Source organism: Cytobacillus sp. QJM3NY_8 (assembly GCF_056173585.1).
The window spans coordinates 2,521,294-2,547,457 of the sequence record NZ_CM149681.1; the positions used below are offsets into that span (position 1 = coordinate 2,521,294).

Sequence of the window (26,164 nt, forward strand, 5' to 3'; positions counted from 1 at the left end):
GGGAGTCAAGCCTGATTAGTACCAACAGAGAAATACAGTCAATTGTAAAATTTTAAAAGATTTTTATTAGGGGAGTGATTCGGTGCTGGCTGAAGGGTGAACGAGTTATTTCTTTTTCTGCTGATGACAAAAACAAGTGGCTTCAAGAATTCTTGATAGCCACTTGTTCATTTCGGTATGAATAATTACTGATAATCAGCCTCATGCCCGCTCAGGGAATCCATGTGGCTGGCGATCATGGCAATGATTGTGCTTGCCTCTTCTTTGCTGAAGATAAAGTGATCTTCATCTTTGATCATTTCTTCGTCATCTGTCCAAATGCGGTTAACCCTGCGAAGGACTCCATCACCGGTTTCCTGGACCACTCCAAACTGATAGGATACCTCCACTTCGTCTTCCTTGAAAAAGGCAGTTACTTCAGGAGTTTCCCACTCTACATCTACTTCTTCAAAGATATCATCTTCGCCATCAAGGTCATATTCGTCGTCAATGTCGAAATCTTCCTCTTCTGAAACATATATTTCTTCATCATCTTCAAATGCAAAATGATCTTCATCCTCGCCATTCATATAATCGTGAAGGCTTTCGTGGACTGTATCGATTATGTCTTCAATATCAAAAAGCATGGTTTTAGAAGTATGTCCCAGCTCAAAATCAAAGTCTTCTACATAGAATTCTTCATTATGCGGATCAAAGAATAGAGTGCAAAAATACTCTCTGTCATTATCACTGGTTTCAATAAAAAACTCCATTCTGGGATGCTTGGCACCCCGGTCAATCGACATATGGCCAATCTGATCATATTTACTGCAAATCGATTCAAGATGGTCCTGCAACTCACCGCTTACCCTGTCAAACCATTCAAGTGACATACTGCATCCCTTCCTCTCAAGGTTTTTCTCACACCTATTTTGCCCATTCGCAATTTTTTAAGTATGGGATTAATAACCATCAGCATTGGCTGAGGGTTCTCACTTGACAAACAAAATAGGCACCCAAACCATTTGGGTGCCATGAAGGAAAATTAAACCTGCAGTCCATAGTTGCGGCAAAGAGCTGCCAAGCCGCCTGAGAAGCCGCTGCCAATGGCATTGAACTTCCAGTCATTCCCGTGGCGGTATAATTCACAGAAAACGACTGCTGTTTCAATTGAAAAATCTTCTCCTAGATCAAAACGCAGCAGCTCCTGATTATTGGATTCATCCACTAATCTTACGAATGCATTGGAAACCTGGCCGAAATTTTGCTGCCTTAATTCTGCATCATGAATAGTTACAGTTATGCCAATACGATGAACATGTGAAGGTATTTTGGTAAAGTCGACAACAAGCTGCTCATCGTCTCCGTCTCCTTCACCTGTACGATTGTCTCCTGTATGTATAACTGCTCCGCTTGGATGCTGCAGATTATTATAGAAAATAAAATCATGGTCATTTACACATTTACTGGTTTCATCTGCAAGAAATGCAGATGCGTCAAGGTCAAAATCATGACCGCCGCTATATTTGTTCGTGTCCCAGCCCAGCCCGATAATGGCTCTAGTCAGGCCAGGATTTGTTTTAGTCAGATCAATTCTTTGACCTTTTGATAATTGTATACCCAAGATAATCACTCCTTCATAACACAGGTCCTTTTTTTAGGCAGGTCATCAATATGAGGGGAATACACCCTAAAGAGAAAGCCAGGGAAAAGCTGCTGCTCTGCCTGGAATAATGGAAGTTAACCTACCTGCAAACCGAAGTCTGTCGCAATACGGGCAAGTCCTCCCTGATAGCCTGAACCCACGGCAGAAAATTTCCATTCGCCATTATGACGGTATAATTCTCCTACAACAATGGCAGTTTCAATGGAGAAATCTTCTCCTAAATCATAACGGATTAATTCTTCATTTGTTTCTTCATTAATGATTCTTACAAATGCATTTGAGACCTGACCAAAGTTTTGACCGCGGCCTTCCCCATCATGGATCGTAATGACAAAAGAAATCTTCTCAATGGAGGCAGGAACAGCACTAAGGTTAACTTTAACCTGCTCGTCATCGCCATCGCCCTCACCTGTTCTGTTATCACCTGTATGCAGGACTGAGCCATCGCCGCCTTCAAGCTGGTTGTAGAAAATAAAATCTTTATCAGATGCACACTTGCCATTTGCATCTAATAAAAACACACTGGCATCGAGGTCGAAATCCAAGCCACCATCATATTTATTCGTATCCCAGCCGAGTCCTACTATTACTTTAGACAACCCGGGGTTAGTTTTTGTTAAATCAATTTTTTGCCCTTTCGATAAAGAAATACCCATCCTTCATCCATCCTTTCAAGTTCAATAATTTTTAGAGAAATCGCTATCATATTTGCGACTGAAAACTATGTACCCTTTAAGTGTAAACGTTTCAAAAGAAATCGTAAACCGATTTGCCATTGCACTGGGAAAAAAGTTTCATTCCTGCCAAATATCTTGATGGATAATTCTGTTCCTTCCTTTTTTGCCCGTCATTCTTTATAATATCTTGTTGGATAGCTGGATATTATAAAGGGGGGAAGGCGTATGGCCGAGCTAAAACAGCTGATATTCTTTGATTTTGAAATGCTATGCAGCAAAAATGGTATGCTTTTTGAAGATATGGAGGCCATTCGCCTTGGTGCTGTAAAAGTTGAACTTGAAACAGGTAAGGTAACTGGATTTGACAGGTTCATTCGTCCGCAGCAGGACTCGCCGCTTAGCCCATTCTGCAAAGAATTGACGGGGATATCCGATTCTGATTTAAAAACAGCAGATGACTTTTCTGAGGTGTTTAAAGATTTTCTCTTTTGGGTCGGCGGAGTTAAAAAAGCAAGATTCTATTCCTGGTCGACCAGTGACATCTTAAGATTAAAAGCCGATGCTTTCAGGCATAATCTTCCCCAAGCTACGATTGATAAGATTACCAAAAGATATGTCGATTTTCAGGCTATTTTCACAAAAAGAGCTTCCCGGACTGCAGCTTCAGTGGAAAAAGCATTGTCTTTCTATGACCTTTCTTTTATTGGAGAACCCCATCATCCCATGTATGACGCCTATAATACTTTACGGATATATCAGTCATTTGAAGAACAGAATGTAAAGACCGATTTCATTATGCTGCAGCAGTTTATATTTCAGGAAGCTGAACTTCCTCCTATTGAAAGGCTCAGCCAGGAACTTAAGAATATTTTCCAAAAAGACTTGATAGAATTCTATTCCCATTTAAATGATGCTTTTCGTATGAAAGATGCTTGGAAATTGATAAAGAAAACTAAAAAGCTTGTTGAAAAATATGAGAATATCCTTCTCAGCCGGTCAGGCGTTTTTGATAAAGAATTGATTTCCAATGTTGAGGAATTAACCACTTTTTATCACGAACTTCAAACAGCTTATAAAGAGCATTGTTCATACCCATCAAAAATTATGATTCTGCATGAACAAATGGTTGAACCGCTGCAGAAAATATGCGGATAAAGATGAGGTGACAAAACAGTTGCCTCTTATTTTTATGCCTCTAATTTATGATGATCCAGCACCCTTTGCAATGCCGAAGAACGTTTAGCTTGGTATTCTTTGCATTTTCAGAGATAATAACAGTGCGAAAAAAATTGGGAGATGATACTTTTGGATAGAGTGCAGATGGCAGAGGATCTGTCGTTTTCAAGAATCGTACATGGTCTATGGAGACTGGCTGAATGGAAATTATCAGATGAAGAATTAATCACCTTAATAGAAAAGTGTTTGGAGCTGGGAATAACGACATTTGATCATGCCGATATATATGGCAGCTATACATGTGAAAGCCTGTTTGGAAGGGCTCTTGAGAAAAAGCCGGAGCTCCGCAAAAAAATGGAGATTGTAACGAAATGCGGGATTGTACTCCAGTCACCAAATCGCCCTGAGCATAAATCCCATCATTACAATACAGGAAAAAAACATATTATTGCTTCGGTTGAGAAATCTTTGCAAAATCTGAGAACAGATTACATAGATACCCTGCTCATTCATCGTCCTGATCCTTTTATGGATCCGGAAGAAGTTGCTGAGGCATTTTCAGTTTTAAAGGCTGCTGGTAAGGTAAAGCATTTTGGGGTATCCAATTTTAAACGCCATCAGTTTACGATGCTTCAGTCATATCTTGATATGGATCTGATTACAAATCAAATTGAACTTTCTGCCTATCATCTGGAGAACTATGAGGATGGCACATTAAATCTGTGCATGGAAAAAAGAATCGCACCGATGGCCTGGTCCCCTTTGGCTGGCGGGAAAATTTTCAGCGGTACTGAAGAAAAACCGGAACGCCTTAAAGCGGCATTACATAAAGTCGCAGAGGAAATCGGGGCAAGTGATATTGATGAAGTTTTATTTGCTTGGCTCTTAAATCATCCTGCCCGAATCATGCCAATTGTCGGGTCCGGCAAGATTGAAAGAATTGAACGTGCAGCCGGTTCATTGTCTTACAAACTTAACAGGGATCAGTGGTTTGAGATTTTTCAAAGTTCAATGGGGCATGATGTGCCTTAATATATACAAACAGCCCTATTCAAAATCGAATAGGGCTGTTTGCTGGGCATTTATTGGAAAACGCTGTTAAAAGCTGGAGCAGATAGTTCCACTTCTTCAAAAACTTTAGTCATTGAATTGATATATTCCTCTTTAAATGGCTCTGCTTCCGACATATCCTGGGATCCTGCTTTTACCAGCTCAGCTTTTTTAGCATAGTATTGAGAAAGGCTATCAACCGCCGCCTCAATATCCTTAGTGTAGTCTGTTAATTCTTCTGGTACAGACACGGCTTTCGCTTCCTTTTCAAAAGCTGCAGCTGCTTCAGCTGGATCCTGACCTTCAGCGGTCAAGTTTGCATCTGTGTTTCGAATTACCTTTGTCACTTCTCCCTGATAGCTTAAAAGAGCCGAGCGCACTTCTTTGCCTTCATCAGCGGCCTCAGTCGTCTCAGCTGTGGCCTCTTCCTTTTCATCCCCTTTAGAAGCCTCTTCGTTTGAGCATGCTCCAAGCATTAATGTCAGTGCAGCTGCTGAAATCAAGAAAGATAATTTCTTCATGTGATGGTCCTCTCTTTCTTTTTGTTTTAGAGGTAGTTTTGGTTGACTCCCTATGTATTCAGATCCATGACATCGCCTGCCAATTTACTGACAATTAATAATTTACCTATTTTTTCAATTTTTTGCAACACTTTTTAGTACGATTTGCGAAATTTCGTGGAATCGGGACCCTCATGCTCACTATGCTTATCAGCATCAAATTTGAATTGTTCAGGTTTTATAGGATAGTGCCCATCCCTCTCAAAAGGGCTGGCATAGGCTATTATAAAAGTTAAAACTGAGGAGTGTTCCTATGGCCAAACAATCAAATGCGGATGGAAACCCTAAGCTTTATCTAAGCCATTCTGACACTGTTTCCAATCAGGGTACTTATCGGCTGAACTTTCTCCAGGAAGTACTGAAAGAACAGCAAACTGTTAATACCCGTATATCCGAAACATATGAAAATATGAAAAATCAGCTCGATGATTCCTTTTCTGACTTGAGTAAACTTGTAAAAAAAGCAGCTGGAAAACAAAATTATCATATTGAGCATTTGACAGCTAAGCTTGAAAAGCAGGATGCTTTTTTAATAAGTTTTATGGAAATGATGAACCAGCGCGAAAAGGAAAATGATACTTTGAATAAAAGGCTGGCTGCACTGGAGGAACTAAATAAAGCAATAATGGAAACTCTTGAAAATGAAGAGCAGGTAAATCAGAAGATACTAGAACAAGTATCATTCCAGGAAGCGGCAACTCAGGCACTTTCCCGGAAGTTTGATAAATTTGACGCTTTTACTGAGGAAGCTGTTTCAAATTTTAAAGCTCAGGAAGAACTGAAAGAAGAATTAAGCAAAAAGCTTGATGTTCAGGAAGTATTTCATAATACAGTAATGGAACGTTTAGAACAGCAGTTCTCTGCATTTTCGGAGGAAAAAGCTGAGAATTATGGAATACAGGAGCAAATAAAAGAAGAAATAAATAAAAACTTTGGTTTACAGGAAGTTTATCATAATAAGGTTATAGAACGTCTAGAGCAGCAGTTTGCAGCATTTTCAGAGGAAGCTGAGAAAAAGTTAAATACACAGGAGCAAATGAAAGAAGAATTAAACAAGAAGCTTGGTGTACAGGAACAGGCCAGCAAGTCGATAATGGAACGCTTAAACCGGCAGGAAGCAATCACAGAAAAAATCAGCAGGCAATTAGACAATCTTAAATCGGTTGTTTACGAGCGGGCCTCTCACCTTTCTGAACGATTTGAAAAAAGCTTTAAACAGCTGGCAAAACCAGTCCATAGTTTCTTTGTAAATCAGGAGGAAAAAGCAAGAGGAAGCAATGATAAAGAGTAAAGAAAAGAAGGCACCCAAAAAGGTGCCTTCTTCAGTTTGTAGACAAAAAGAGTTCGGAATAGTCTCATTCCGAACTCTTTTTGTCATTTTTTGTAGGACTTCAAGTAATTACAGAGAATTGCAGACCTCTCCGAGGTTATCATTTAGGCCATTTCTGGACCTTGCCAAGTCCAGTTGGCCATTTTCTTCAAATTCATGGCAGCGAAAGTAAGCATCGCCTGCATCGACATTTTTTTAAGTCCCCTGAGGGTTGTCCAACGCATGCCATGCTTTTCTTTTGCATCTGCGAATACTCGTTCAATTGTTTCTTTGCGTTTTTCATAGATCGGTTTGACGTCTTGATGGTGGCGAAGATGATCTGCTTCTTCCACATATTCCTCCCACACATGACGTTGAATCAGTTTTTGATGTGCTTGACTCTGTGTGCATTGAGACAAGAAAGGGCATCCAGCACAAATTCGAGGATCTGATTTATATTGACGATACCCTTCCTTTGTAGTTGTAGTATATTTTAATATCTCACCAGTTGGGCAAATGTAACAGTCAAAATGCTCATCATAAACATACTCATGTTTTCTGAAGAAACCCTCTTTTGTGCGAGGTCGTGTGTAAGGTAAAGCAGGTGTGATGTCGTGTTTCAATAAGTAGCTCGTGATAGCAGGTGTTTTATAGGCTGCGTCTGCCGCAACAGCTTTTGGTTTACTAACTTTCTCAATGACTTGTTCTACCAATGGCTCTAAAATATGACTATCATGCGTGTTACCAGGGGTTACAATTGCGCCTAACACGAAGCCGTTGCGGTCTGCGGCCGCATGGAAAGAATAAGCGAACTGTTTTGTACGCTCATCTTTTACATAGTAGCCACTCTCTGGATCTGTTGTACTTTCCTTGATTTCTTTGTATTCTTCTTTATCAAACTTATCTGGTGGAAACGGCTTTTTTCCATGATCCTCGCGGTCTTGGTTAATCTCCTCTTGAAGGCGTTCTTGATAAGCACGGGTTTCTTTTCGAACAACTTTCTTTTCAAATTTGCGTTTATTTGCACTCGCTTTTACATGAGTAGAATCTACAAAAACGTGTTCAGCACTAATTAAATTCTTTTCAGCTGCGGTTTTTAAGATTCGGTAAAATATTTGTTCAAAGAGATCGGTGTCTTTAAATCGGCGCTCATAATTTTTACCGAAAGTTGAGAAGTGAGGAACTTTATCGTGAAAGCCATATCCTAAAAACCATCGATAAGCCATATTCGTTTTCAATTCTTCAATTGTTTGACGCATGGAGCGAATACCGAAGGTATATTGAATAAATGTGAGTTTAATTAATATTACAGGGTCAATACTTGGGCGGCCTTTTTCTGAATACTTATCTTTTACCAAGTCATAGATGAATGAGAAATTAATCGCCGCTTCAATTTTGCGGACCAAATGGTCCGCCGGTACAAGTTCGTCTAAAGCAACCATTTCAATTTGATCCCGTTGAATTGGATTATGTTTTGAAAGCATTTAAATCACCTCAAGCATTGTATTACTTCTATTTTAAAATAAAAAAGACTGCAGACAAGCACGATTTTCATCGAGTTTGTCGACAGTCTGAAGAAGGCACCCAAAAAGGTGCCTTCTTTTCTAGTATTAATCTAGAATTGTAACTTTAACTGTTTTTCTGCCGAAATTGATTGCGTCTTCCTGAGATGGCATGAAGATATCGATCTTGTTGCCTTTAATGGCTCCGCCAGTATCACCTGCTACAGCATTACCATAACCTTCAACATGGACTTTAGTTCCCAGTGGTATCACATTAGGATCCACAGAGATTACTTTTTGATCCGGATTCTCTTTTAAATTGATTCCTGTAGCAGTAATTCCTGAGCAGCCTTCACAATCGGCTGTGTAGGCTGTTGCTTCCATATTCAGCACATTTTGAGCTGTTTCATTATTTGCAGTTTCAGCGGGTGCTTCTGCTTCAGCTTCGGCAGCAGGCTTGGATTCCGCTTCAGCCTTGGCCGGCTCTGTTGCAGGCTTAGCTTCCGCAGCAGGTTTCGCAGGCTCTGGTTCTGGATTTGACTTTGCTTGTGGCTTTGCTTCTGGCGCCGGCTGTGCAGCTTTTTCAGCTGGCTGTGTTTCTTTTGCTACAGTCTGTTCAGACTTTTGCACAGGAGCTGAAACCGTTTTTGCAGGTTTAGCTGATGTTGATGGAGCCTCAGCAACTGCAGCGTTAACAGCTTTAGCATTCGGGTAAAGGATTAATTCATTGTCAGGCAGAATTAAATCAGAGCTTAAGTTGTTCCATTCTTTGATTGCCTCTGCTGTGACGTTATGTTCTCTTGCTATATCCCAAAGAGTATCGCCTTTTGATACTATGTATTTCTTTTCCGGATATACATTAAGTACATCTTCTGGATGGATGATATGAGAAGACAACCCATTCCATTCTTTTATCATATCAGCTGGTGTATTATATGTTTGGGAAAAATCCCAAAGAGTATCGCCTTTTTTGACTGTCACTTCTTCTGCTTGTACATTAGCACCTGCTGTTCCGGTGATTGCCGCAGCAGCTACAAAAGATAAAATTGATTTTTTCATGTTGTTAAAACCTCCCGTATAGCTCGTTTTAGCTAACGGGATTAATAATAACATGGAATCTTTACTAAAAAAGAACAAACAGATAATAATCCCGTTACGCACATAACAGAACGATAACAAACATATTTCAGAGAAAAGGGCACTATAAAGCCAAATTCATGTTTTTCCTTGATATCATGGGAATCTCTCCAATGTTATGATATTTTTCCTATATATTGGAAAATCAATTATTAAACAGGACAGGAATTATTTTCTAACAAAAAAGCCAATCCTTTTGGGATTGGCTATGCAGATTTCGCAGGCAGAACAATATTGAATGTTGTACCTTTATTTAATTCACTCTCGATAAATACTTTTCCGTTATGGCTTTCGATAATTTTAAAGCTGACCATCAGGCCTAAGCCGTTCCCATTTTTTTTGGTTGTAAAAAAAGGTTCTCCGATATTTTTCAGTTTTTCCTGCGGGATTCCTACTCCTGTATCCTTTATTGCAATTTGAACCTGGTTATTTATGATACCAGCTCTAACGGTGATGTTCCCTCCATCAGGCATCGCTTCAATTCCATTTTTGATAAAATTAAGCAAGACTTGTTTTAGCCGATTTTCGTCACATTCAATTTGAATGATATCCTGTTGATATTCGAAACCAATTTTCACGTTTCTATTTCGGGCTTCAAATTCCAAAAAAGAAACGACATTTTTTATAATGGGTATGATATCTCTTTCTTCCAGTTCTGCGGCTTTCGGCTTAGCGAGAACCATAAAATCTTCTACTATATTATTTACCCGGTCAATTTCATCCAAAATGATGCTTAAGTATTCCTGCCGCTCTTCATGTGTCTCTTCCAGCTGCAGGAATTCTGTATATCCTTTCATGGTTGTGAGCGGATTGCGGATTTCATGTGCAACCCCTGCAGCAAGCTGGCCCACTGCTGCCAGTTTATCCTGCTGATGCAATACTTCTTCAGTTTTTTTCCTCTCAGTTATATCGTTTCTTATTGATAAGTATTGATAAGGTTTTCCGTTTGCATTCAGGAACGGCACAATCGTAGTATGAACCCAGTAATAAGATCCGTCTTTTGCTTTATTGCGTATTTCTCCTTTCCAGACTTCTCCCTGGCCAATTGTTTTCCATAAGTTCTTAAAGAATTCTTTTGAATGAAGTCCTGAATTTAAGATGGAATGATTCTGTCCTATCAGTTCTTCCCTGCTGTACTGGGAGATTTCACAAAACTTCTCATTTACATTGGTTATTGTTCCTTTTTCATCTGTAAAGGCAATAATAGAAGACTGATCAAGCGCAAATTTAATATCGTTTACATCTTTCAGGGAACTTTTAAGGCTGGCTGCAGCAGATTTCAATGCCGATATATCTGTCCGGATGGAAACATACTGATAGGGTTTATTCTTTTTATTGAGAAAAGGGACAATTGTAGTATCAACCCAATAAAAGCTTCCGTCTTTCGCTTTATTGCGTATTTCCCCTTTCCATATTTCCCCTGATCCAATTGTTTTCCATAGATCTTGAAAAAATTCCGGCGGATGAAAACCCGAATTTAAGATATTGTGATTTTTGCCAAGCAGTTCATGTTCTTCATATTTAGATATCTCAACAAATTTATCATTCACATAAGTGATAACGCCCTTTGGATCTGTAATAGCCACTATAGATGATTCATCAAGAGCAGCCTGAATATCATGTAAATTGGTGTCGCTTGCTTCCAGCCTCTTGCTGATTAAAGTGCTTGAAGCAATAAGCCCGCTCAGGATAAGAATCCCTGCAAAAAATACAAGATAAATCAGAGAAGTCTCCGGAGAGCCTCCCCTGCTAATTTCCCCATTTGAATAGAATGATGACGATCGGATCAGCAGAAAATAACCCTCCACAATGGCTCCGGTGAATATGAGTGCACTTAAGGGCTTGATCCAGATAGGTCTGGAGTACGAAAGACTTTTCGAATAAAAGAGCATCCATAGTGAAAATAAAAAAGAAACAAAAATGATCAGTGCTGAAATGAGGAATATGCTGGGGGAAAACTGCACATTCATCCCCACAGCAAACATACCTGTTACATGGATAGATAGGACTGCCATAGTTAAAAAGAAGCTTCCCGCAAATAGATTGCCTGTTTTCAGCTGCCTGTCGATTACTCTATTAAAGGCCATACCGGTAAATGAAATGCCAAAAATCATGGACAATAAGGTAAGCGGAATATTATAACTTCCTGAAGCATTTATGTTGATGGCGATCATGCCAATAAAGTTCATAATCCATATCCCGATTCCAAGGGAAAAAGTTCCGCCTAAGAACAAAAACTTCTGGTTTCTCTCAGATGGTTTAATCAATGTAAATAAATCTAATGCTGTATAGGAAGCCATAATGGTTAGTATAACCGCTACAAATATTAATATTGGATTAAAAGATTCAATTATCTCAGTCATCGCAGGCTTTTAGCCTCCTCATTATTACTGTATTAAATATGATTGTAATGCAATCATAACAGCCTTGGAAGAGGCCCGGCGAAATAAAGTCAGAAGTTCATTAGTACAGATAGACCTTTTGCTGTATGGCTAGAAATTATTAGATGATTTTACCTCATGCTTCGGACTCACCCCAATGGATATCCACTTTTCCTGTCCGAATGATGACCAACTACGGACTTGCTCATCCGGATTACCCCTTCTTCTGTCCGAATGGGTGGCGACTTCGGACTTGTACCTCCAGACTTCCGCTTCTTCTGTCCGAATGGTTACTAACTTCGCACTCATACCTCCGGATTACCCCTTCTTCTGTCTGAATGATGATCAACTTCGGACTCACTCCTCCAGATATCCCCTACTTCTGTCCGAATGCTGACCAACTTTGGACTCGCTCCTACGGATTACCCCTTCACCAGTCCGAATGCTGACCAACTTCGGACTCGTCATTCATATCCCCTCTGTCCAAATCGATCCAAAATCTTAATTTGCACCAATAAATATAATAGATAAAATTTTTAAAAAATTTAATCAAACCACTTCACATTTAATTTTGTTTGGTATATACTGTACTACAACAGATGAAAACACGATTAACTGTATTATAAAAAGGAGGAAATTTCATGATTAAAAGTCCAGTTGAATTTTTTAGAACTCTTCCCAAAAAGGTATGTCCGGAGTGCGGCCAAACTGTCAAGGAACAGGCCGAATCTTATCTGATGGAATGTGATCGCTGTCTTTCAAAAAAAATGGAATAGCACAATCAGCGGAAGGCTTCAGGCCCTCCGCTTTTTTATTTCCTGCTATATGGCCACTAACAAGAAAACTCAGGATGTTATAGTACAGTGAAACTTAAAATGTTTGAAAAGTCTATAAATTTACAAGGTCATCCTGTATAATTGTTCCATAAACTCTATATTTAGAGAATCGAAATAGGAGGGATCGCTAAATGGTTCAAACAGCAGTAACCAGATTAAAGCGTGTTGAAGTACCGGAAGATCGTACATGGAAAGTGGAGGATTTATTTGCTTTAGAGGAAGATTGGCATAAAGAAGTGAGAAGTATAGATGAAGATCTTGCTGTTTTTGAGCAGTACAAGGGAAAGCTCCATGAAGGCCCGCAAATATTACTGGGCTGCCTTTCCGCTCAGGAAAAGCTCTCCATCCGTTTGGTTCAAGCTGGAACATATGCTAGCTTGCGCCAGTCGGAGGATGGAACAAATCCGCGCAATCAGGCAAATTCATCCATACTTGCATCTTTAAAAGCAAAAGCAGCCTCTGCTCTTTCGTTTATTGACTCTGAATTAATGTCCTTACCTGAAGGCATAATTGAAAAATACATAGACGATGAAAGCGGCCTTGAACCTTTCAGAAAACAGCTGACAGATCTTCTTGAATCGAAGACGCACAGGCTTTCTCCAGAGACGGAAGAAGCCCTGGCAGCATTGGGTGAAGTATTTGGAGCTCCGTATAATATGTATCAGGCTGCAAAACTTGCTGACATGCCATTTTCCTTTTTTAAAGACAGTAAAGGAAACGATTTGCCAAACTCTTTTGCTCTTTACGAAGATCGTTATGAGTTTTCGTCAGATACTGCCATCAGAAGGAATGCCTATGTCTCATTTACAGATTCACTGGAAAACTATAAAAATACATTTGCCTCTGCCTATTCTGCCGAGGTGAAAAAACAGGTAACACTTGCTAAGCTGAGGAAGTACAGTTCAGCCACACAAATGCTCCTGGATTCCCAGCATGTTACAGAGGAAATGTACAACAATCAGCTGAATATTATCCAAAAAGAGCTTGCCCCCCATATGCGCAGATATGCTCAGTTAAAGAGAAAAGTTCTGGGATTGGATAAGATGCTTTTTTGTGACCTGAAGGCTCCTCTTGATCCGGAGTTCAATCCTGAAACAACATTTGAAGAAGCATCAAAAGTCATATTAGAGGCTCTCAAAGTAATGGGACCTGAGTATACGGATATAATGAAGAAAGGCTTGACTGAACGCTGGGTTGATTTGGCTGACAATGTAGGGAAATCTACAGGTGCATTTTGTTCAAGTCCATATGGATCGCATCCATTCATCCTGATTACATGGACAGACACGATGCGCGGTGCTTTTGTTCTCGCTCATGAGCTTGGGCATGCGGGTCATTTCTATTTGGCCAATAAATATCAGCGTATAATGAATACCCGCCCATCAACCTACTTTGTAGAAGCTCCCTCAACACTTAACGAATTGCTGCTTGGACAGCATTTAATGGCAGGCACTGAGGATATGAGAATGAAGCGCTGGGTAATTCTTCAGCTGCTGGGAACTTATTATCACAACTTTGTCACACACCTTCTCGAGGGAGAATATCAGCGAAGAATATATAATCTTGCTGATCAAGGGATTCCGTTAACGGCAAAAACACTTTCAGATCAAAAGATGGAAACACTTGCTGAATTCTGGGGTGATACGGTTGAACTGGATGATAAGGCGGCTTTAACCTGGATGAGACAGCCTCATTATTATATGGGACTCTATCCATATACTTATTCAGCTGGTTTGACTGCTTCCACAGCTATGGCACAGAGCATTCAAGAGGAAGGCCAGCCTGCCATTGAACGCTGGCTTGATGTTTTAAAAGCTGGCGGAACGAAAAAGCCGCTCGATCTCCTTAAGAGCGCAGGCATTGATATGTCCAAGCCAGATCCAATCCGCAAAGCCGTAAGCTATGTGGGGACCTTAGTGGATGAATTGGAAAACAGCTACATGTAGCAATAAGCCCCTCCGATATTCCGGAGGGGTTTTCAGGTTAAATATACATACTCCATTAGAGGCTTTTTTTGATCTCTGGCTATATAGAAATAATCGGTTTATATGAGGATCAGTAACCTCTAAGCACATCCTCGAATTCATGGAGGGTAAATATGAGATAGTGGGTCTTTTTGTTTGTAATTGCAATTATAATATTGTTACTGGTATATTAATTGGCTTTAAGGCACGGGTTTTCTCTATATAAATGAAACCGTCATATCTGAGTGAGACTTTCGTAGGCACATAATTCCCGTATTGTTCATATTCAGGGTTATATACGACTCCAATGGCTCGATGACCGATAGATTCATTAAATAATTCCCTGTTATCATCGGTGAACAACAAAATTTTATCTCCAGGGCCAGCCTTGCGAAGCGTATCCTCCCAGCTTCCTGTCTGTGCTGGAGGTACTTCCATAACTTGTAGCTCATTCCCCCATTGTTCCGCTGCGATAATAGTGCCTGAGTGTGTACCAAACCCGAGTGCGAAAACCTGATCTTCCCCATATTTCTCGCGAAGGATTTGCCCAACGTTAACAAGTCCCTCTTCTTTCATATCTGTTGCTCTTGCATCTCCGATATGAGTATTGTGTTCCCATACGATGACCTTGGCATCTTCTCCATAATATTTGGAGATCTCCTCTATGGCACTTACCATGTGATGATCCCTAATATTCCAGTCATCAGGCCCGCCTTTTACCATTGCTCGATAATAGTTTTCTGCATTTACAGCAACAAGGCTATTTAGCATAAGGTTCAGTGATTCTTCTTCGTAGCTCCTGGTATGCCCCCACTTGTTTTTTATTTTAAGTAAAAGTTCGGCTACTTCTTTTTCACAGCCTTCCCCATAAAATGCCGCAGAAACTGCATAATTTTCAGGTGTCCGATGAAAAGGCTCAAAGCAGGCAAATGCTTTTTTAGCAGCTTCCAGTTCTGCAGCTTCCTTTGTCTCCAGAAGTTTTATTATTTCATCCATCGATTCCCATAAGCTATATATATCGATGCCATAGAAACCAGCCTTTAGGCCATGTTTATCAATCAGCTGATTGTGATTATAAAGCCAGGTTATTAGATCTTTAATTTCCTCATTTGCCCACATCCATGTCGGCCACCTGTTAAAATTTTTGAGTGCATCAAGGGGATTCAGATGCACATAACCCTTAACATACCTGTTGATGGTAAAGCAGGAAGGCCAGTCTCCTTCAACAGAGATACAGTTGAACCCTTTTTGTTCAATCAGTCTTTTGGATATTTCTGCTCTTACTGTATAAAATTCTGATGTTCCATGAGAAGCTTCCCCCAATAAAACAAATTTCGCTTCCCCGGCTGCTTGAATAATCCGGTCAAGCCCGGATGAATCGGTGAAAGAGAATGCTTCTTTTTGAATAGCTGTTATCAAGTCCTTATTTTCTTTTATTTTTATCACCTCATTTAAGACCTATATAGTTACTTTGCCCATTTGAATTAGGATTAATATGGTTGAATATAAGACCTATGCGGAGAGAAAACTTTAAAGAAAGGTGCTCGAATATCTATAACAAAAGGAGTTTTAATAATGAAAGATAACGATGAAAAATACCTGACATATGCACCAAAAGAAGAGATGGTAACCATTGAAACGGGTGGCAGTTTTCCAAATTTAAAACATGCCGCTGGGGATTCAGTTGATGAACATGAACAGCAGGAAACGGCAAATGCTATTATAGGTGCGAAAGAAATTGGACAGCAAAACGAAAACCTGTAATAAAAGGAGTGAATGGAATGGAGACAATCGATCCTAAAAAGGTTAAATCTGGTGATGAGGTTTTTGTTATTTATCATAACCCTCATACTCCAAGTGTTGCAAATGTCAGGCCGGCAGAAATTGTACCGCATCCTAAAGACCCTAATGCAGTGGCCCTCTTCCTTAATGAATCCTTCCATTTAATAGAAGAAGATGATGCGTTGTTTTCGTCTGAACATGATGCAGAACAGGCCTTTCATGAATTGTATGGAGACTTTTAGATCATTAAATAAGAAAGACTGTTATCAGGTGACAACAGTCTTTCTAAAATTAATTATCACAAAATTTGCGGCAATTCCCGCATCTCGGCAGTTGTTTCATCACCGCATAATGGGCATTTTAAATCTGAAGAGGCAAAATCTTTTCTCATCCAGCCATTGCAGCTATTGCAGGAATACACCTCTGTATCCAGCATTACAACTTCCGGCTTGTCATCTTGGCCTTTTTTATTGAAAAAAATAGGAAACGCCCCCTTTTTTTCTTAGTATGGACAAGAAAGGTAAAAATTATTGAAAATGTTTTAAACAATTTTGAATAGGAGGTGATTCAATGGACCGCCGAGAGAAAAAGAGAAACCTTACTATAGCAGGAACTGATATTGATGAAGTAAAAAGGCTGAACAGTCAATCAGGGCTTTCATATAACGAAGCAAAAAAACTGCTTGCAGAAATTTACTTTAAGAAATGAGGTAGTGAATGGGTTACATCATTAATAGGATTATCTTTAGTTATGATGAAGAAACCTTTATTAAAGGCCAGAAATAAGCATGTTTTTCCGGAGAGAAGTGTAAGATCGGTTCGCCTTTAAAGTAAATTCGGGGCAAAAATGAAGCTAAAGTGTTTTGATGTATCGTGCAAGAAGCTTCATGCAGCTGCCATTTTGTATGATGAATATCCCCGCGAAAAACCTTTTCACCTTTTGTTACCCATAAGCAATACCTTTCAGTCAGCCATTCATCAAGTGTTCCGGGTTTTGAGTTGAAGGGGCTTGATATTGACTTATAATTTGCTTTGAATTGGCCGTTCTCTGAATGGCCGTGTGTTCGCCTGCTTTCATAATTAACTAGTCCTTGAGACTTACTAACTTGCATTTCGGCATTCATATACGGAAGGTAATACAACATTCTGGCCCCTGTTACGGCTAAAAAGTTGTCTGCATCCAGGCTAAAAAAATATACGCCTTTCATGCCCTCATATTCCACATAAGTCCTTACATTCAATTCATTCATTGATTTCATAATCGGCAATGGCGGCAAGCCGCGCACCCTCATTTTACTGATCCAGAAAGGTACTACCCCAATCCATGCTGTACCGTTGTATGTATCTAATGTTAACTGTGAAGGGATGTGTTCTTCCAATATTTCTGCTGGCACTGGCCAATGAGCAAATAAAACATCATTCCATATTTGTTCCATAACCCAGGGTTTATCAGGCAGCGGAAATGGCCTGTGTCCTGTTATCTTCAATTCTTCTTTCATTCCCTTACCGCCCTTCAGTATGTTATATAAATGATTATTCCTCATAATGCGAGTATTAAACTTAACTGGTATAAATGAATTGTTGATGTTTATAGTTCTATCCTTGGGGATTGCATTGTATTTATGAATGGAGGTGATGGTTCATGAATAATCAGCTTTCAGCACCTTATCTGAAAACACTAAGTCTGTCTCCTGAAAATCAGGAGTCTCCCATTCATTTTTTGGAGTGCTGGAAAACACCGCAAGAATATTTTTATTTAAGAAACCATTTTTCCTACCCGCTAATTAACCCTCAGAATTTATTTTTGTCCATTAGCGGGAACGTGAATAAAGCGATGGAAATATCTTTAAGTGAACTTTACCGCTTCCCATCCAAAACCATTCTGGTCCCTCTGGAATGCGCTGGCAATAACAGAGCGAAATTTAAACCAAAGGTTTTTGGTGAGCAATGGGAAGAAGGAGCAGTCAGTCAGGGGAAATGGAAGGGAGTGCCTTTGAAGGAACTGCTGAATAAAGCCGGACTTTTGGATGGAAGCAAAGAAGCTGTGTTCGCAGGATTGGATTTTGGTGAGCGAAAAGATTTGAATGAATCCTTTTACTTTGCCAGAAGCCTGCCAATTGAAAAGGCACTCCACGAAGATACGATTGTAGCTTATGAGTTTAACGGCAAGCCCCTACCGTATAAGCAAGGTTATCCATTCAGGCTAATCGTGCCCCAATGGTATGCAATGGCCTCCGTTAAGTGGCTTAGGAATATTTTTATTATTCAGCATGAATTTAATGGTCCTTTTCAATCAAAAGATTATGTTTATTATCCTTATAAAGACAGCGATCTGGATAAAAGGCCTGTTACAGCCATTAATGTTAATAGCACAATCCAGCAGCCATTGAATTATTCCATTATTAAAGAAGGATTTCACACAATAAGAGGGATTGCCTGGACTGGCACTGGAGCAATTAATGAGGTGGCAATAAGCATTGATCATGGGGATACATGGAGAAAGACCTCACTCAAACACAGGGAAAACGAGAAGTTTTCCTGGGTTAAGTGGCATTTTGATTGGGAGGCATATAAGGGTGAGCATACCATTCTTGTGAGGGCCAGTGATTCAGAGGGCAATATCCAGCCAATAAAGCCTTACTGGAACAGAAAAGGTTATGGATATAATGCTGTGCAAAAAATAAAAATTCGAGTGGAATAATCTTTTTTCAGGTGCAGGCCCCAAATATAGTCATAAACTAAAGAGAAGATGACCTGGCATCCTCTCTTTTTAATTTTAAATTTTATCACCGCTGCAATCCTCAATCAGCAATCCATGCGGACCAGATTTTAATTTTCTTGATCTGTTCTCTTACCTGCTTCAGGTTCACCAGGCGTCTGGTTCCCTGTTGTAGCCTGGTATCCCACCCGATAGGAGGAAGTCCTCTTTTTTCTGAGAACTTCTGGCATTTTGTACTGGCCCAGATCATCTTGAGCATCTTTTGGTGCCATTGCATTGCCTCCTTGCTATTGTGTTATTCATCATACCCTTTGCGCGGAATGGAAATATCCACCCCGACAACGTCTTCAATTACCGCATCCGCCTGTCCTTCCATGTATGCGTCACTCACTTGTTCATGTGTTGTCGCCAGGCCAGATGAAAGCTGATCATTCCTGTTATAATCTTCAGTCTCATAATATCTGCCGGCAATATCTGTGCCATCATTTTTGTCCTTTTTATTCATATGGGATCCCTCCTTCTAATTTAGAACTATCTTTATTTTGGACATTTAACTGATTATCATACTGTTCCATTGCAAACAGGAAGGCTGAAAACAAAAAATCTGCCCAAATACGGGCAGATCTTTTGCGCTGTCATTTTTTTAGATAATTAGTAGCCTCCGCCAACGAAAGCAGCACCAACAATGATTAGAAGTATAAACAGGACAACGATTAAAGCAAAACCGCCGCCATACCCTGCTCCTGCACCCATTCCAACACCTCCTGACATCTAGTGACAGTGTATGAAAATGATGTTTGTCCCGAATGGGCAATTATAACGGAGGGATGAAAATAAAATCGAAGATTCATTTATTTAATTTGGCTCTATAAGATGTTTTTCAGTTATTGCCCTCTTGGAAGAGATTAAATCATTTAAAATCTGAACAAAAATAGGAGGTTATTCAACAAATTTCAATTAGCAGGAAAAAAACTCTTTACTGCAAACGGATTCATGGTAAAATGGACATGTAATCAAGTTAGATGTCTGACGTCTATTCACAAACCTCTTAGAAGAGAGGTCTATATTTTTGGCGTTTCGTAAAAACGTTTTCATTATTCTAAATTCAACAAATGAGGTGTCAACATGAGTTTTATATGGGGTTTATTAGGAGTTCTTACTGTATTGGGGATTGCTTTCCTCCTTTCATCAAATCGAAAGGCAATCAATCTCCGTACAATTTTAGGCGGATTGGCTATCCAGTTTGCATTTGCCTTTGCAGTTCTCAAATGGGAACTTGGAAAAAAAGTATTAGAAAAAATGACATTTGCAGTAAATGATATTGTCGGATTTGCCAATGAAGGAATAAATTTCTTATTCGGAGGCTTGTTCCAGGAAGGTTCAGGAGTAGGAATGGTATTTGCCTTCCAGGTGCTGACTACAGTTATCTTCTTTTCTTCCCTTATCTCTGTTCTTTATTATACCGGGATTATGCAGATAATTATAAAGGTCATTGGCGGAGGTTTGTCCAAGCTGCTTGGAACAAGCAAGGCAGAGTCCATGTCTGCAGCAGCCAATATTTTTGTCGGACAAACGGAAGCTCCATTAATTGTCCGCCCTTTCCTGAATAAAATGACGAAATCTGAACTGTTTGCTGTTATGACCGGAGGCCTTGCATCAGTTGCCGGTTCAGTACTTATAGGATACTCCCTTCTTGGGGTACCATTGGAATACTTGCTTGCTGCAAGCTTCATGGCTGCACCTGCCGGCCTTGTCCTCGCTAAAATTATGATACCTGAAACAGAAGTATCAGAGACAACAAACGACATAACTATTGAAAAAGATACTGAATCTGTAAATGTGGTAGACGCTGCTGCACGCGGTGCAAGTGTGGGACTTCAGCTTGCATTAAACATCGGTGCTATGCTTCTAGCTTTTATCGCTCTGGTTGCTCTTATCAATGGAATTATCGGATTTGCAGGCGGGCTTTTCGGATTTGAAAATCTTACACTGGAAACCATTCTTGGTTTTGTTTTTGCCCCTCTTGCATTTGCAGTAGGTGTTCCATGGGCTGAAGCTGTACAGGCTGGCGGGTATATCGGCCAAAAGCTCGTATTGAATGAATTTGTTGCTTATTCAGCTTTCGCACCGGAAATCAGCAGCCTGTCTCCTAAGACTGTTGCAGTAGTGAGTTTCGCGCTTTGCGGATTTGCCAACATTTCCTCTATGGCCATTCTTCTGGGCGGACTGGGCAACCTTGCCCCTGACCGCAGGAACGATATAGCTAAGCTTGGAATTCGTTCAGTAATAGCTGGAGCACTTGCTTCTCTATTAAGTGCAGCAATTGCAGGAATGTTAATTTAATAGTTTTATAGCATACTGGATTAATCCGGTATGCTTTTTTATTGATAAAATTTGGGAACAGGCGAGAATTGTCGAATATTATCTGAAAATTATTTTAATTCAGAGTTGATTTTATATTTTTGTTAATGTTAAAGTATTGTTGTAAGCGTTACCATAAGTATTCTTCTAAAAGTTTTGCACCATGGAAATACATAGACTACTATTTTAAGGAGGAATTATATGAGTCAGCTAACTGCAGGTTTAAAAGAAAAGGTGGAAAAGTTTTTAAGCGGAAAGAAGAAATTATATATCAATGGTGAATTTGTTGAAAGCAAATCACAGAAAACGTTTGATACGTATAACCCGGCTACAGGGGAAGTTCTTGCTTCTGTTTTTGAAGCCGGTGCAGAAGATATTGATCTTGCAGTAAAAGCAGCCCGAAAGGCTTTTGATGAAGGCAGATGGTCAAAAATGAGCGCCTCTAAGCGCAGCCGCCTGATGTATAAGCTTGCTGATCTTATGGAAGAAAACAGTGAAGAATTAGCACAGCTTGAGACGTTGGATAATGGTAAGCCGATTCGTGAAACAACTAATGCCGATATTCCTCTGGCTGTTGAACATATGCGCTATTATGCAGGCTGGTCTACGAAGATTGTCGGCCAGACTATTCCTGTCAGCGGGCCATTCTTCAACTATACTCGCCATGAGGCAGTTGGTGTGGTGGGACAAATCATCCCTTGGAACTTCCCTCTTCTTATGGCAATGTGGAAGCTGGGTGCTGCCCTTGCAACAGGATGTACGGTTGTTCTTAAGCCAGCAGAGCAAACACCTCTTTCTGCTCTATATCTTGCTGAACTAATGGATGAAGCCGGCTTCCCTCCAGGGGTTGTCAATATTGTACCAGGTTTCGGTGAAACAGCTGGCCAGCCGCTTGTCGATCATCCCTTAGTAGATAAAATAGCGTTTACTGGTTCTACTGAAGTAGGCAAACTGATTATGTCCAATGCTTCAAAAACCTTAAAGCGCGTTACGCTTGAGCTTGGCGGTAAATCTCCAAATATCATTCTGCCAGACGCTGATTTATCAAAGGCTATTCCAGGAGCTTTGAACGGTGTTATGTTCAACCAGGGTCAGGTGTGCTGTGCCGGCTCCCGTGTTTTCATACAAAAAAAGCAGTTTGATAATGTTGTAGCTGACATGGCTTCACATGCCAAAAAAATTAAACAAGGTGCCGGTATTCATGCTGACACAGAAATTGGCCCGCTTGTTTCTGCTGAGCAGCAAAACCGCGTTCTTGGGTACATTGAAAAAGGCCTTAGCGAAGGTGCCCAGCTTGTAGCAGGAGGCGACAAACCGCAAGAGCAAGGTTACTTCGTCTCCCCTACTATTTTTGCTGATGTTCGTGACGAAATGACGATTGCGAAGGAAGAAATATTCGGACCGGTTATTTCGGCCATGCCTTATGATGACTTAGACGAATTAATTAACCGGGCAAATAACAGTGAATATGGTTTAGCTGCAGGTGTTTGGACTCGTGATGTGGCAAATGCACACTATGTGGCCAACAAACTCCGCGCAGGTACAGTTTGGGTGAACTGCTACAACGCCTTTGACGCTGCATCTCCATTTGGCGGCTACAAGCAATCCGGAATCGGCCGTGAGATGGGATCATACGCTCTGGATAACTATACAGAAGTTAAGAGTGTTTGGATTTCAATGAAATAATAGCCGAACCAAAGAGGAACCTTGCGGGGTTCCTTTTTTTGGTTGCTTCACTTTAATTTCCCCTGTATTAAGAATAAGTTCACAGATTATCCATAGGAATTTTGATGGATATTATTTATCCTTATATTGGGAGGGGAAATAATGAAAAAAGTTTATATTATATCCGCGATTATTGTAATATTAGGCATAGCAGCCGGAATTTCTTTTTTTATTATTCGTGATATGACAGCCAAGATTCCTGATCATATTACACTTTTAACCGATGATGAGAAGTTATATGACTTTGCGGAATCGGATAAAAAGCTGAAGCTTGTTGAATTTATTTATACGCACTGTCCGGATATCTGTCCGACTACTACACAAAGGATGAATCTGCTGAAAGGTGATCTTAGCAAAGAGGGTGTTTTTGGGGAGAAGGTTCAATTCATTACTGTAACGATCGACCCCTATAGAGACACCGCAGAGGTCCTTCGAAAATATAGAAATACCTTTGAAATCGAAAATGATGGGGATTGGGTCTTTCTTACTGCAGAGCCTGATAAACTGAAAAAAGATCAGTCTGAAATTCAGGAGCTCGCTAACACGTTTCAATTTCAATACCGTGATCCCGGTGATGGTTTCTACGTTCATAGCACCTTTGTCTATTTGCTTGACGAAAATAATAAGTTTATTAAGAAGTTCCCAATGGGAGAAGATTTTGATAAGAATGATGTTTTCAATAAGATTATGAAGCAAATATAATAAAAAAGTGGCGGACTCTGGATCCGCCACTTTTTTAACCTAATTCGCAGAAGAAGATAAATTTTTGTTTTGGTTAATGAGTATTAAAGTTTTTGATCTTGGCTTTGAAAAGCTTACTTTAATACCGGATTTCTTTAATCTGTTTACCAAATCAACCAGCTGCTTTTTAGCCATTTGAAAAACTCCTTTTTCCCTGCCTGTATGATTAATATTGTACATGAAAAATATGAAAAAACTATGAACAAAAAGAAACATTTTATGATTTTTGGGAAGCTTTTTCAAGGTTTTAATAAAAGTGTATGCTTGGTCCTCTCTTCATTGAGAGCTGTCTTATGATAGTTCCCTTCTGCCCAGCCGTTCAACTGGTCATGATACCACTGGCTTAGAGGATGTCCTGATTGTCCTGGTCCCACAAGGTGATAGGCAGTATTCATGTTTTGCGTATCCATTACAAATCTCCACGAGCCCCCATGATTTACTGTGCCATCTTCTTTATTAGCTGCTGCCTGGACAGTGACTGAGCTTCCTCCAACAGGAATCCGCCCTTCTCTATTAAACAAGAAGTTTAAAGGTTTTACACTTGAAAGCGGATGGGAAAAGGCTAATTGGTGATAGTCTCCCCATTTCCACTCAGACAGGTTGTTTCCTTGAAGATCTGCAGCTTTCTTTACGGCTGAACTCAATGATCGTGAAAGGACTTCCTCCAGTCCTCCCTTTTCTTCTATCCAGCGGCTTACCCTGCCTTTTGCTGCATTTCTCAATAATTCATCCACTGCCTGCTTTTGTCCTTTAAAGAGCTTCCTCATTTCTGGTGTTATCTCATCTTCAAAAAGAACATCGGATATGCTTTTCATCCAAAGATTGAAAATGAGAGGGGCTGCTCCATCTTTGCTGTCGTTATAATCCCATTTACTCAGGGCGGATAAAGCTTCCTTTTCAAGATTGGAAGATGGTTCTCTAATTTCAGACAGGAAAATGGGTATAAATTCCTCGGCCTGCAGGTTTTTCTGATCCATCTGCAGAGACATCATGTCTTCTGCTGTAAGTTCATCCTTGCTTTTCAGGAATTCCTGGATGCGCATTTGCCTATACGGCTGTGCCCAATCATGACTTATATGGTAAGGGTAGCTGTCATCCATAACCTTATTGTTTGCAGTTGAGATGTATCCTTCTCTTGGATTAATCGCTTTTGGCAGTTGATCATAAGGTATATAGCTTTCCCAGCCGTATTCATCCGACCAGCCAGGTACTGGCAGTAGCCCGTCTCCTTTCTTTCTGATGGGGATTTTACCGTTTGCTTTATAAGCTATTGTTCCATCTGGCGAGGCAAATACAAAGTTCTGTGCGGGTGTATGAAATAACTCCAATGCTTCTTCAAATTGATGCCAGTCCGATGATTTATTCATTTTTAGAATGGCTTCCAGTTCTTTTGAAGGTTCAAGGGCAGTCCATTGCAAAGAAAGAACTGTATCTTTGCCGCTGTCTGCAGCAAATTCCGAAATTACAGGTCCGTGGCGTGTAATCGTTACTTGATAGCTAATTGTCTCCTTGTCTTTTACCTTAATTGGTTCTTCAATTATTTCTGCCTTTTCCCATTTTCCATTGAATAGAAACTCATTTTTATTGGCAGGATTCCTTTTTTCAATATACAAATCCTGGACATCTGGTCCTGTATTGGTTACTCCCCATGCAATGTTCTCATTGTGACCGAGAATAATGCCCGGAATACCGGCAAAAATGACTCCGCTGACGTTCATCTCCGGGGATTGCAAATGCATCTGATACCAGATGGAAGGTGTGCTGAGTGATAAATGCGGATCATCCGCAAGAATTGGCTTCCCGGATGCCGTTTTGCTGCCTGCTGCAGCCCAGTTATTGCTTCCGTTGAATTCCGGTGGAGTGATTGCATTTGCAAAGCTTTCTTCAATATTTAAGTTGTGTTTTCCTATTATGTAAGGGGCTTCTTCCGGATATGAGGGGAATAATTCATACGCTTTATCTTCCGGAAAATGCTGAAGGAGATAATATCGGAATGCCTGGCTTTCCCAGTGTCCTCCAAGATCATATGCCATATATTTGCCGATAGTAAGTGAATCCACGGGAGTCCATTCTTCAGGCTTATAGCCAAGTATGGAAAATTCAGGCGGCCATTTTCCGGAATCTTTCACCTCTTTAATATAAAGATTTACTCCTTCCGCAAACCAGCCTAAAATCTTTTTTGCTTCCGGGGAATATGCTTCATAGGATGCTTCTGCGGCCCTTCTCAGTCCAAGTGTCCTAAAGTATTTATCATTTTCAACCGCCCCTTCCCCGATCACTTCACTTAATCTGCCAGATGCCTGCCGCCTGCTTAAATCCATTTGAAATAGGCGATCCTGAGCCTGCACATATCCCTGTGCAATAAAAAGGTCTCGTTCATTATCCGCAAGTATGTGGGGAACGCCATTGCCGTCGCGATTCACCCTGACATCAGCAGAGATGGATCCAATTTTGATCTCTCCTTCAGTTTTAGGGATTGAGCGCGATAAATAACCAAACATAACGAAAAATGCCGCAGCCAATAACACTAATATGATTGCAAAGGTCCATAGTGAATATTTCTTCCACTTTGATTTTGGCTTGAGCTGGACCCCAATATG

Annotated in this window: 28 protein-coding genes; 12 read left to right on the forward strand and 16 right to left on the reverse strand. The window is 40.2% G+C overall.

Annotated features, from left to right (window positions below):
* Positions 1-185: 185 nt before the first annotated feature.
* The 3 genes from AC0VZ9_RS13115 to AC0VZ9_RS13125 all read right to left on the reverse strand — a co-directional run bounded on the left by AC0VZ9_RS13115 (position 186) and on the right by AC0VZ9_RS13125 (position 2,301).
* Complete coding sequence (locus AC0VZ9_RS13115) at positions 186-872, reverse strand: hypothetical protein (RefSeq protein WP_009334599.1); 687 nt, start codon at positions 870-872, stop codon at positions 186-188.
* 152 nt (positions 873-1,024) lie between these two features.
* Positions 1,025-1,603: a TerD family protein gene (locus tag AC0VZ9_RS13120; protein WP_009334598.1), complete on the reverse strand. Its 579-nt coding sequence runs from the start codon at positions 1,601-1,603 to the stop codon at positions 1,025-1,027.
* Between the two features lie 116 nt (positions 1,604-1,719).
* Positions 1,720-2,301 carry a TerD family protein gene (locus AC0VZ9_RS13125; protein WP_009334597.1) on the reverse strand — a complete coding sequence of 194 codons (582 nt, stop codon included), beginning with the start codon at positions 2,299-2,301 and terminating at the stop codon, positions 1,720-1,722.
* Between the two features lie 246 nt (positions 2,302-2,547).
* Between AC0VZ9_RS13125 and AC0VZ9_RS13130 the strand changes: the two genes are divergently transcribed.
* Entirely contained in the window at positions 2,548-3,477 is a 930-nt protein-coding gene (locus AC0VZ9_RS13130) for a 3'-5' exonuclease (RefSeq protein WP_009334596.1), read from the forward strand.
* Positions 3,478-3,627: 150 nt separating this feature from the next.
* Complete coding sequence (locus AC0VZ9_RS13135) at positions 3,628-4,530, forward strand: aldo/keto reductase (protein ID WP_019379880.1); 903 nt, start codon at positions 3,628-3,630, stop codon at positions 4,528-4,530.
* A 50-nt stretch (positions 4,531-4,580) separates the two neighbouring features.
* Here the strand turns inward: AC0VZ9_RS13135 and AC0VZ9_RS13140 are convergent, their stop codons facing one another.
* On the reverse strand, positions 4,581-5,069 hold the full coding sequence (locus AC0VZ9_RS13140) for a hypothetical protein (protein ID WP_019379879.1): 489 nt from the start codon (positions 5,067-5,069) through the stop codon (positions 4,581-4,583).
* A 292-nt stretch (positions 5,070-5,361) separates the two neighbouring features.
* On the opposite strand from AC0VZ9_RS13140, the gene AC0VZ9_RS13145 reads away from it, so the two are divergent.
* Complete coding sequence (locus AC0VZ9_RS13145; protein ID WP_251157012.1) at positions 5,362-6,399, forward strand: coiled-coil domain-containing protein; 1,038 nt, start codon at positions 5,362-5,364, stop codon at positions 6,397-6,399.
* A gap of 143 nt (positions 6,400-6,542) precedes the next feature.
* On the opposite strand, the gene AC0VZ9_RS13150 is transcribed toward AC0VZ9_RS13145, so the two are convergent.
* The 4 genes from AC0VZ9_RS13150 to AC0VZ9_RS13165 form a co-directional block, all read right to left on the reverse strand.
* Positions 6,543-7,901 carry an IS1182 family transposase gene (locus AC0VZ9_RS13150; protein WP_475396368.1) on the reverse strand — a complete coding sequence of 453 codons (1,359 nt, stop codon included), beginning with the start codon at positions 7,899-7,901 and terminating at the stop codon, positions 6,543-6,545.
* Positions 7,902-8,027: 126 nt separating this feature from the next.
* Positions 8,028-8,978, reverse strand: a complete 951-nt coding sequence (locus tag AC0VZ9_RS13155) for a 3D domain-containing protein (RefSeq protein WP_475397472.1) — start codon at positions 8,976-8,978, stop codon at positions 8,028-8,030.
* Positions 8,979-9,262: 284 nt separating this feature from the next.
* Positions 9,263-11,419: a PAS domain S-box protein gene (locus tag AC0VZ9_RS13160; RefSeq protein ID WP_009334591.1), complete on the reverse strand. Its 2,157-nt coding sequence runs from the start codon at positions 11,417-11,419 to the stop codon at positions 9,263-9,265.
* Between the two features lie 129 nt (positions 11,420-11,548).
* Positions 11,549-11,746 (reverse strand): hypothetical protein, encoded by a 198-nt coding sequence (locus AC0VZ9_RS13165; protein WP_019379875.1) that lies wholly within the window; start codon positions 11,744-11,746, stop codon positions 11,549-11,551.
* A 332-nt stretch (positions 11,747-12,078) separates the two neighbouring features.
* Here AC0VZ9_RS13165 and yhfH point away from each other — a divergent pair, with 332 nt between their 5' ends.
* Both yhfH and pepF read left to right on the forward strand, forming a co-directional pair.
* Positions 12,079-12,213 (forward strand): protein YhfH, encoded by a 135-nt coding sequence (gene yhfH / locus AC0VZ9_RS13170; protein WP_009334590.1) that lies wholly within the window; start codon positions 12,079-12,081, stop codon positions 12,211-12,213.
* A 191-nt stretch (positions 12,214-12,404) separates the two neighbouring features.
* Entirely contained in the window at positions 12,405-14,219 is a 1,815-nt protein-coding gene (pepF, locus tag AC0VZ9_RS13175) for an oligoendopeptidase F (protein WP_475397473.1), read from the forward strand.
* Between the two features lie 186 nt (positions 14,220-14,405).
* Here pepF and AC0VZ9_RS13180 read toward each other — a convergent pair whose 3' ends face one another.
* Positions 14,406-15,683, reverse strand: a complete 1,278-nt coding sequence (locus tag AC0VZ9_RS13180) for an erythromycin esterase family protein (RefSeq protein ID WP_475397474.1) — start codon at positions 15,681-15,683, stop codon at positions 14,406-14,408.
* A gap of 129 nt (positions 15,684-15,812) precedes the next feature.
* Between AC0VZ9_RS13180 and AC0VZ9_RS13185 the strand changes: the two genes are divergently transcribed.
* Both AC0VZ9_RS13185 and AC0VZ9_RS13190 read left to right on the forward strand, forming a co-directional pair.
* A complete protein-coding gene (locus AC0VZ9_RS13185; protein ID WP_019379871.1) occupies positions 15,813-16,001 on the forward strand; it encodes a hypothetical protein in 189 nt (62 codons plus the stop codon).
* 17 nt (positions 16,002-16,018) lie between these two features.
* Entirely contained in the window at positions 16,019-16,261 is a 243-nt protein-coding gene (locus tag AC0VZ9_RS13190) for a transcriptional regulator SplA domain-containing protein (protein ID WP_009334586.1), read from the forward strand.
* 56 nt (positions 16,262-16,317) lie between these two features.
* Here AC0VZ9_RS13190 and AC0VZ9_RS13195 read toward each other — a convergent pair whose 3' ends face one another.
* A complete protein-coding gene (locus AC0VZ9_RS13195; RefSeq protein ID WP_026041562.1) occupies positions 16,318-16,500 on the reverse strand; it encodes a cold-inducible protein YdjO-related protein in 183 nt (60 codons plus the stop codon).
* Positions 16,501-16,589: 89 nt separating this feature from the next.
* Between AC0VZ9_RS13195 and AC0VZ9_RS13200 the strand changes: the two genes are divergently transcribed.
* A complete protein-coding gene (locus tag AC0VZ9_RS13200) occupies positions 16,590-16,727 on the forward strand; it encodes a hypothetical protein (protein ID WP_019379869.1) in 138 nt (45 codons plus the stop codon).
* A gap of 40 nt (positions 16,728-16,767) precedes the next feature.
* On the opposite strand, the gene AC0VZ9_RS13205 is transcribed toward AC0VZ9_RS13200, so the two are convergent.
* Positions 16,768-17,517, reverse strand: a complete 750-nt coding sequence (locus AC0VZ9_RS13205; protein WP_251267239.1) for a YqjF family protein — start codon at positions 17,515-17,517, stop codon at positions 16,768-16,770.
* A 143-nt stretch (positions 17,518-17,660) separates the two neighbouring features.
* Here AC0VZ9_RS13205 and AC0VZ9_RS13210 point away from each other — a divergent pair, with 143 nt between their 5' ends.
* The gene (locus tag AC0VZ9_RS13210; RefSeq protein WP_019379867.1) at positions 17,661-18,719 is read left to right on the forward strand and encodes a sulfite oxidase; all 1,059 of its coding nucleotides are present in this window, start codon (positions 17,661-17,663) and stop codon (positions 18,717-18,719) included.
* Positions 18,720-18,847: 128 nt separating this feature from the next.
* On the opposite strand, the gene AC0VZ9_RS13215 is transcribed toward AC0VZ9_RS13210, so the two are convergent.
* From AC0VZ9_RS13215 to AC0VZ9_RS13225, 3 genes are all read right to left on the reverse strand, one after another.
* Positions 18,848-19,009 (reverse strand): hypothetical protein, encoded by a 162-nt coding sequence (locus AC0VZ9_RS13215; RefSeq protein WP_009334581.1) that lies wholly within the window; start codon positions 19,007-19,009, stop codon positions 18,848-18,850.
* A 23-nt stretch (positions 19,010-19,032) separates the two neighbouring features.
* On the reverse strand, positions 19,033-19,242 hold the full coding sequence (locus AC0VZ9_RS13220; protein ID WP_009334580.1) for a YozQ family protein: 210 nt from the start codon (positions 19,240-19,242) through the stop codon (positions 19,033-19,035).
* A 146-nt stretch (positions 19,243-19,388) separates the two neighbouring features.
* Positions 19,389-19,490, reverse strand: coding sequence for a YjcZ family sporulation protein (locus tag AC0VZ9_RS13225; protein WP_019379865.1), 102 nt, complete (start codon positions 19,488-19,490; stop codon positions 19,389-19,391).
* Positions 19,491-19,862: 372 nt separating this feature from the next.
* On the opposite strand from AC0VZ9_RS13225, the gene AC0VZ9_RS13230 reads away from it, so the two are divergent.
* The 3 genes from AC0VZ9_RS13230 to AC0VZ9_RS13240 all read left to right on the forward strand — a co-directional run bounded on the left by AC0VZ9_RS13230 (position 19,863) and on the right by AC0VZ9_RS13240 (position 23,525).
* Entirely contained in the window at positions 19,863-21,080 is a 1,218-nt protein-coding gene (locus AC0VZ9_RS13230) for a NupC/NupG family nucleoside CNT transporter (protein ID WP_009334579.1), read from the forward strand.
* A 219-nt stretch (positions 21,081-21,299) separates the two neighbouring features.
* Positions 21,300-22,784 (forward strand): aldehyde dehydrogenase family protein, encoded by a 1,485-nt coding sequence (locus AC0VZ9_RS13235; RefSeq protein WP_475397475.1) that lies wholly within the window; start codon positions 21,300-21,302, stop codon positions 22,782-22,784.
* Between the two features lie 141 nt (positions 22,785-22,925).
* Complete coding sequence (locus AC0VZ9_RS13240) at positions 22,926-23,525, forward strand: SCO family protein (RefSeq protein WP_009334577.1); 600 nt, start codon at positions 22,926-22,928, stop codon at positions 23,523-23,525.
* A gap of 39 nt (positions 23,526-23,564) precedes the next feature.
* On the opposite strand, the gene AC0VZ9_RS13245 is transcribed toward AC0VZ9_RS13240, so the two are convergent.
* Together AC0VZ9_RS13245 and AC0VZ9_RS13250 are read right to left on the reverse strand one after the other, a co-directional pair.
* The gene (locus tag AC0VZ9_RS13245) at positions 23,565-23,699 is read right to left on the reverse strand and encodes a hypothetical protein (protein ID WP_256816508.1); all 135 of its coding nucleotides are present in this window, start codon (positions 23,697-23,699) and stop codon (positions 23,565-23,567) included.
* A 104-nt stretch (positions 23,700-23,803) separates the two neighbouring features.
* Positions 23,804-26,161: a penicillin acylase family protein gene (locus AC0VZ9_RS13250; protein WP_475397504.1), complete on the reverse strand. Its 2,358-nt coding sequence runs from the start codon at positions 26,159-26,161 to the stop codon at positions 23,804-23,806.
* Positions 26,162-26,164 lie beyond the last annotated feature (3 nt).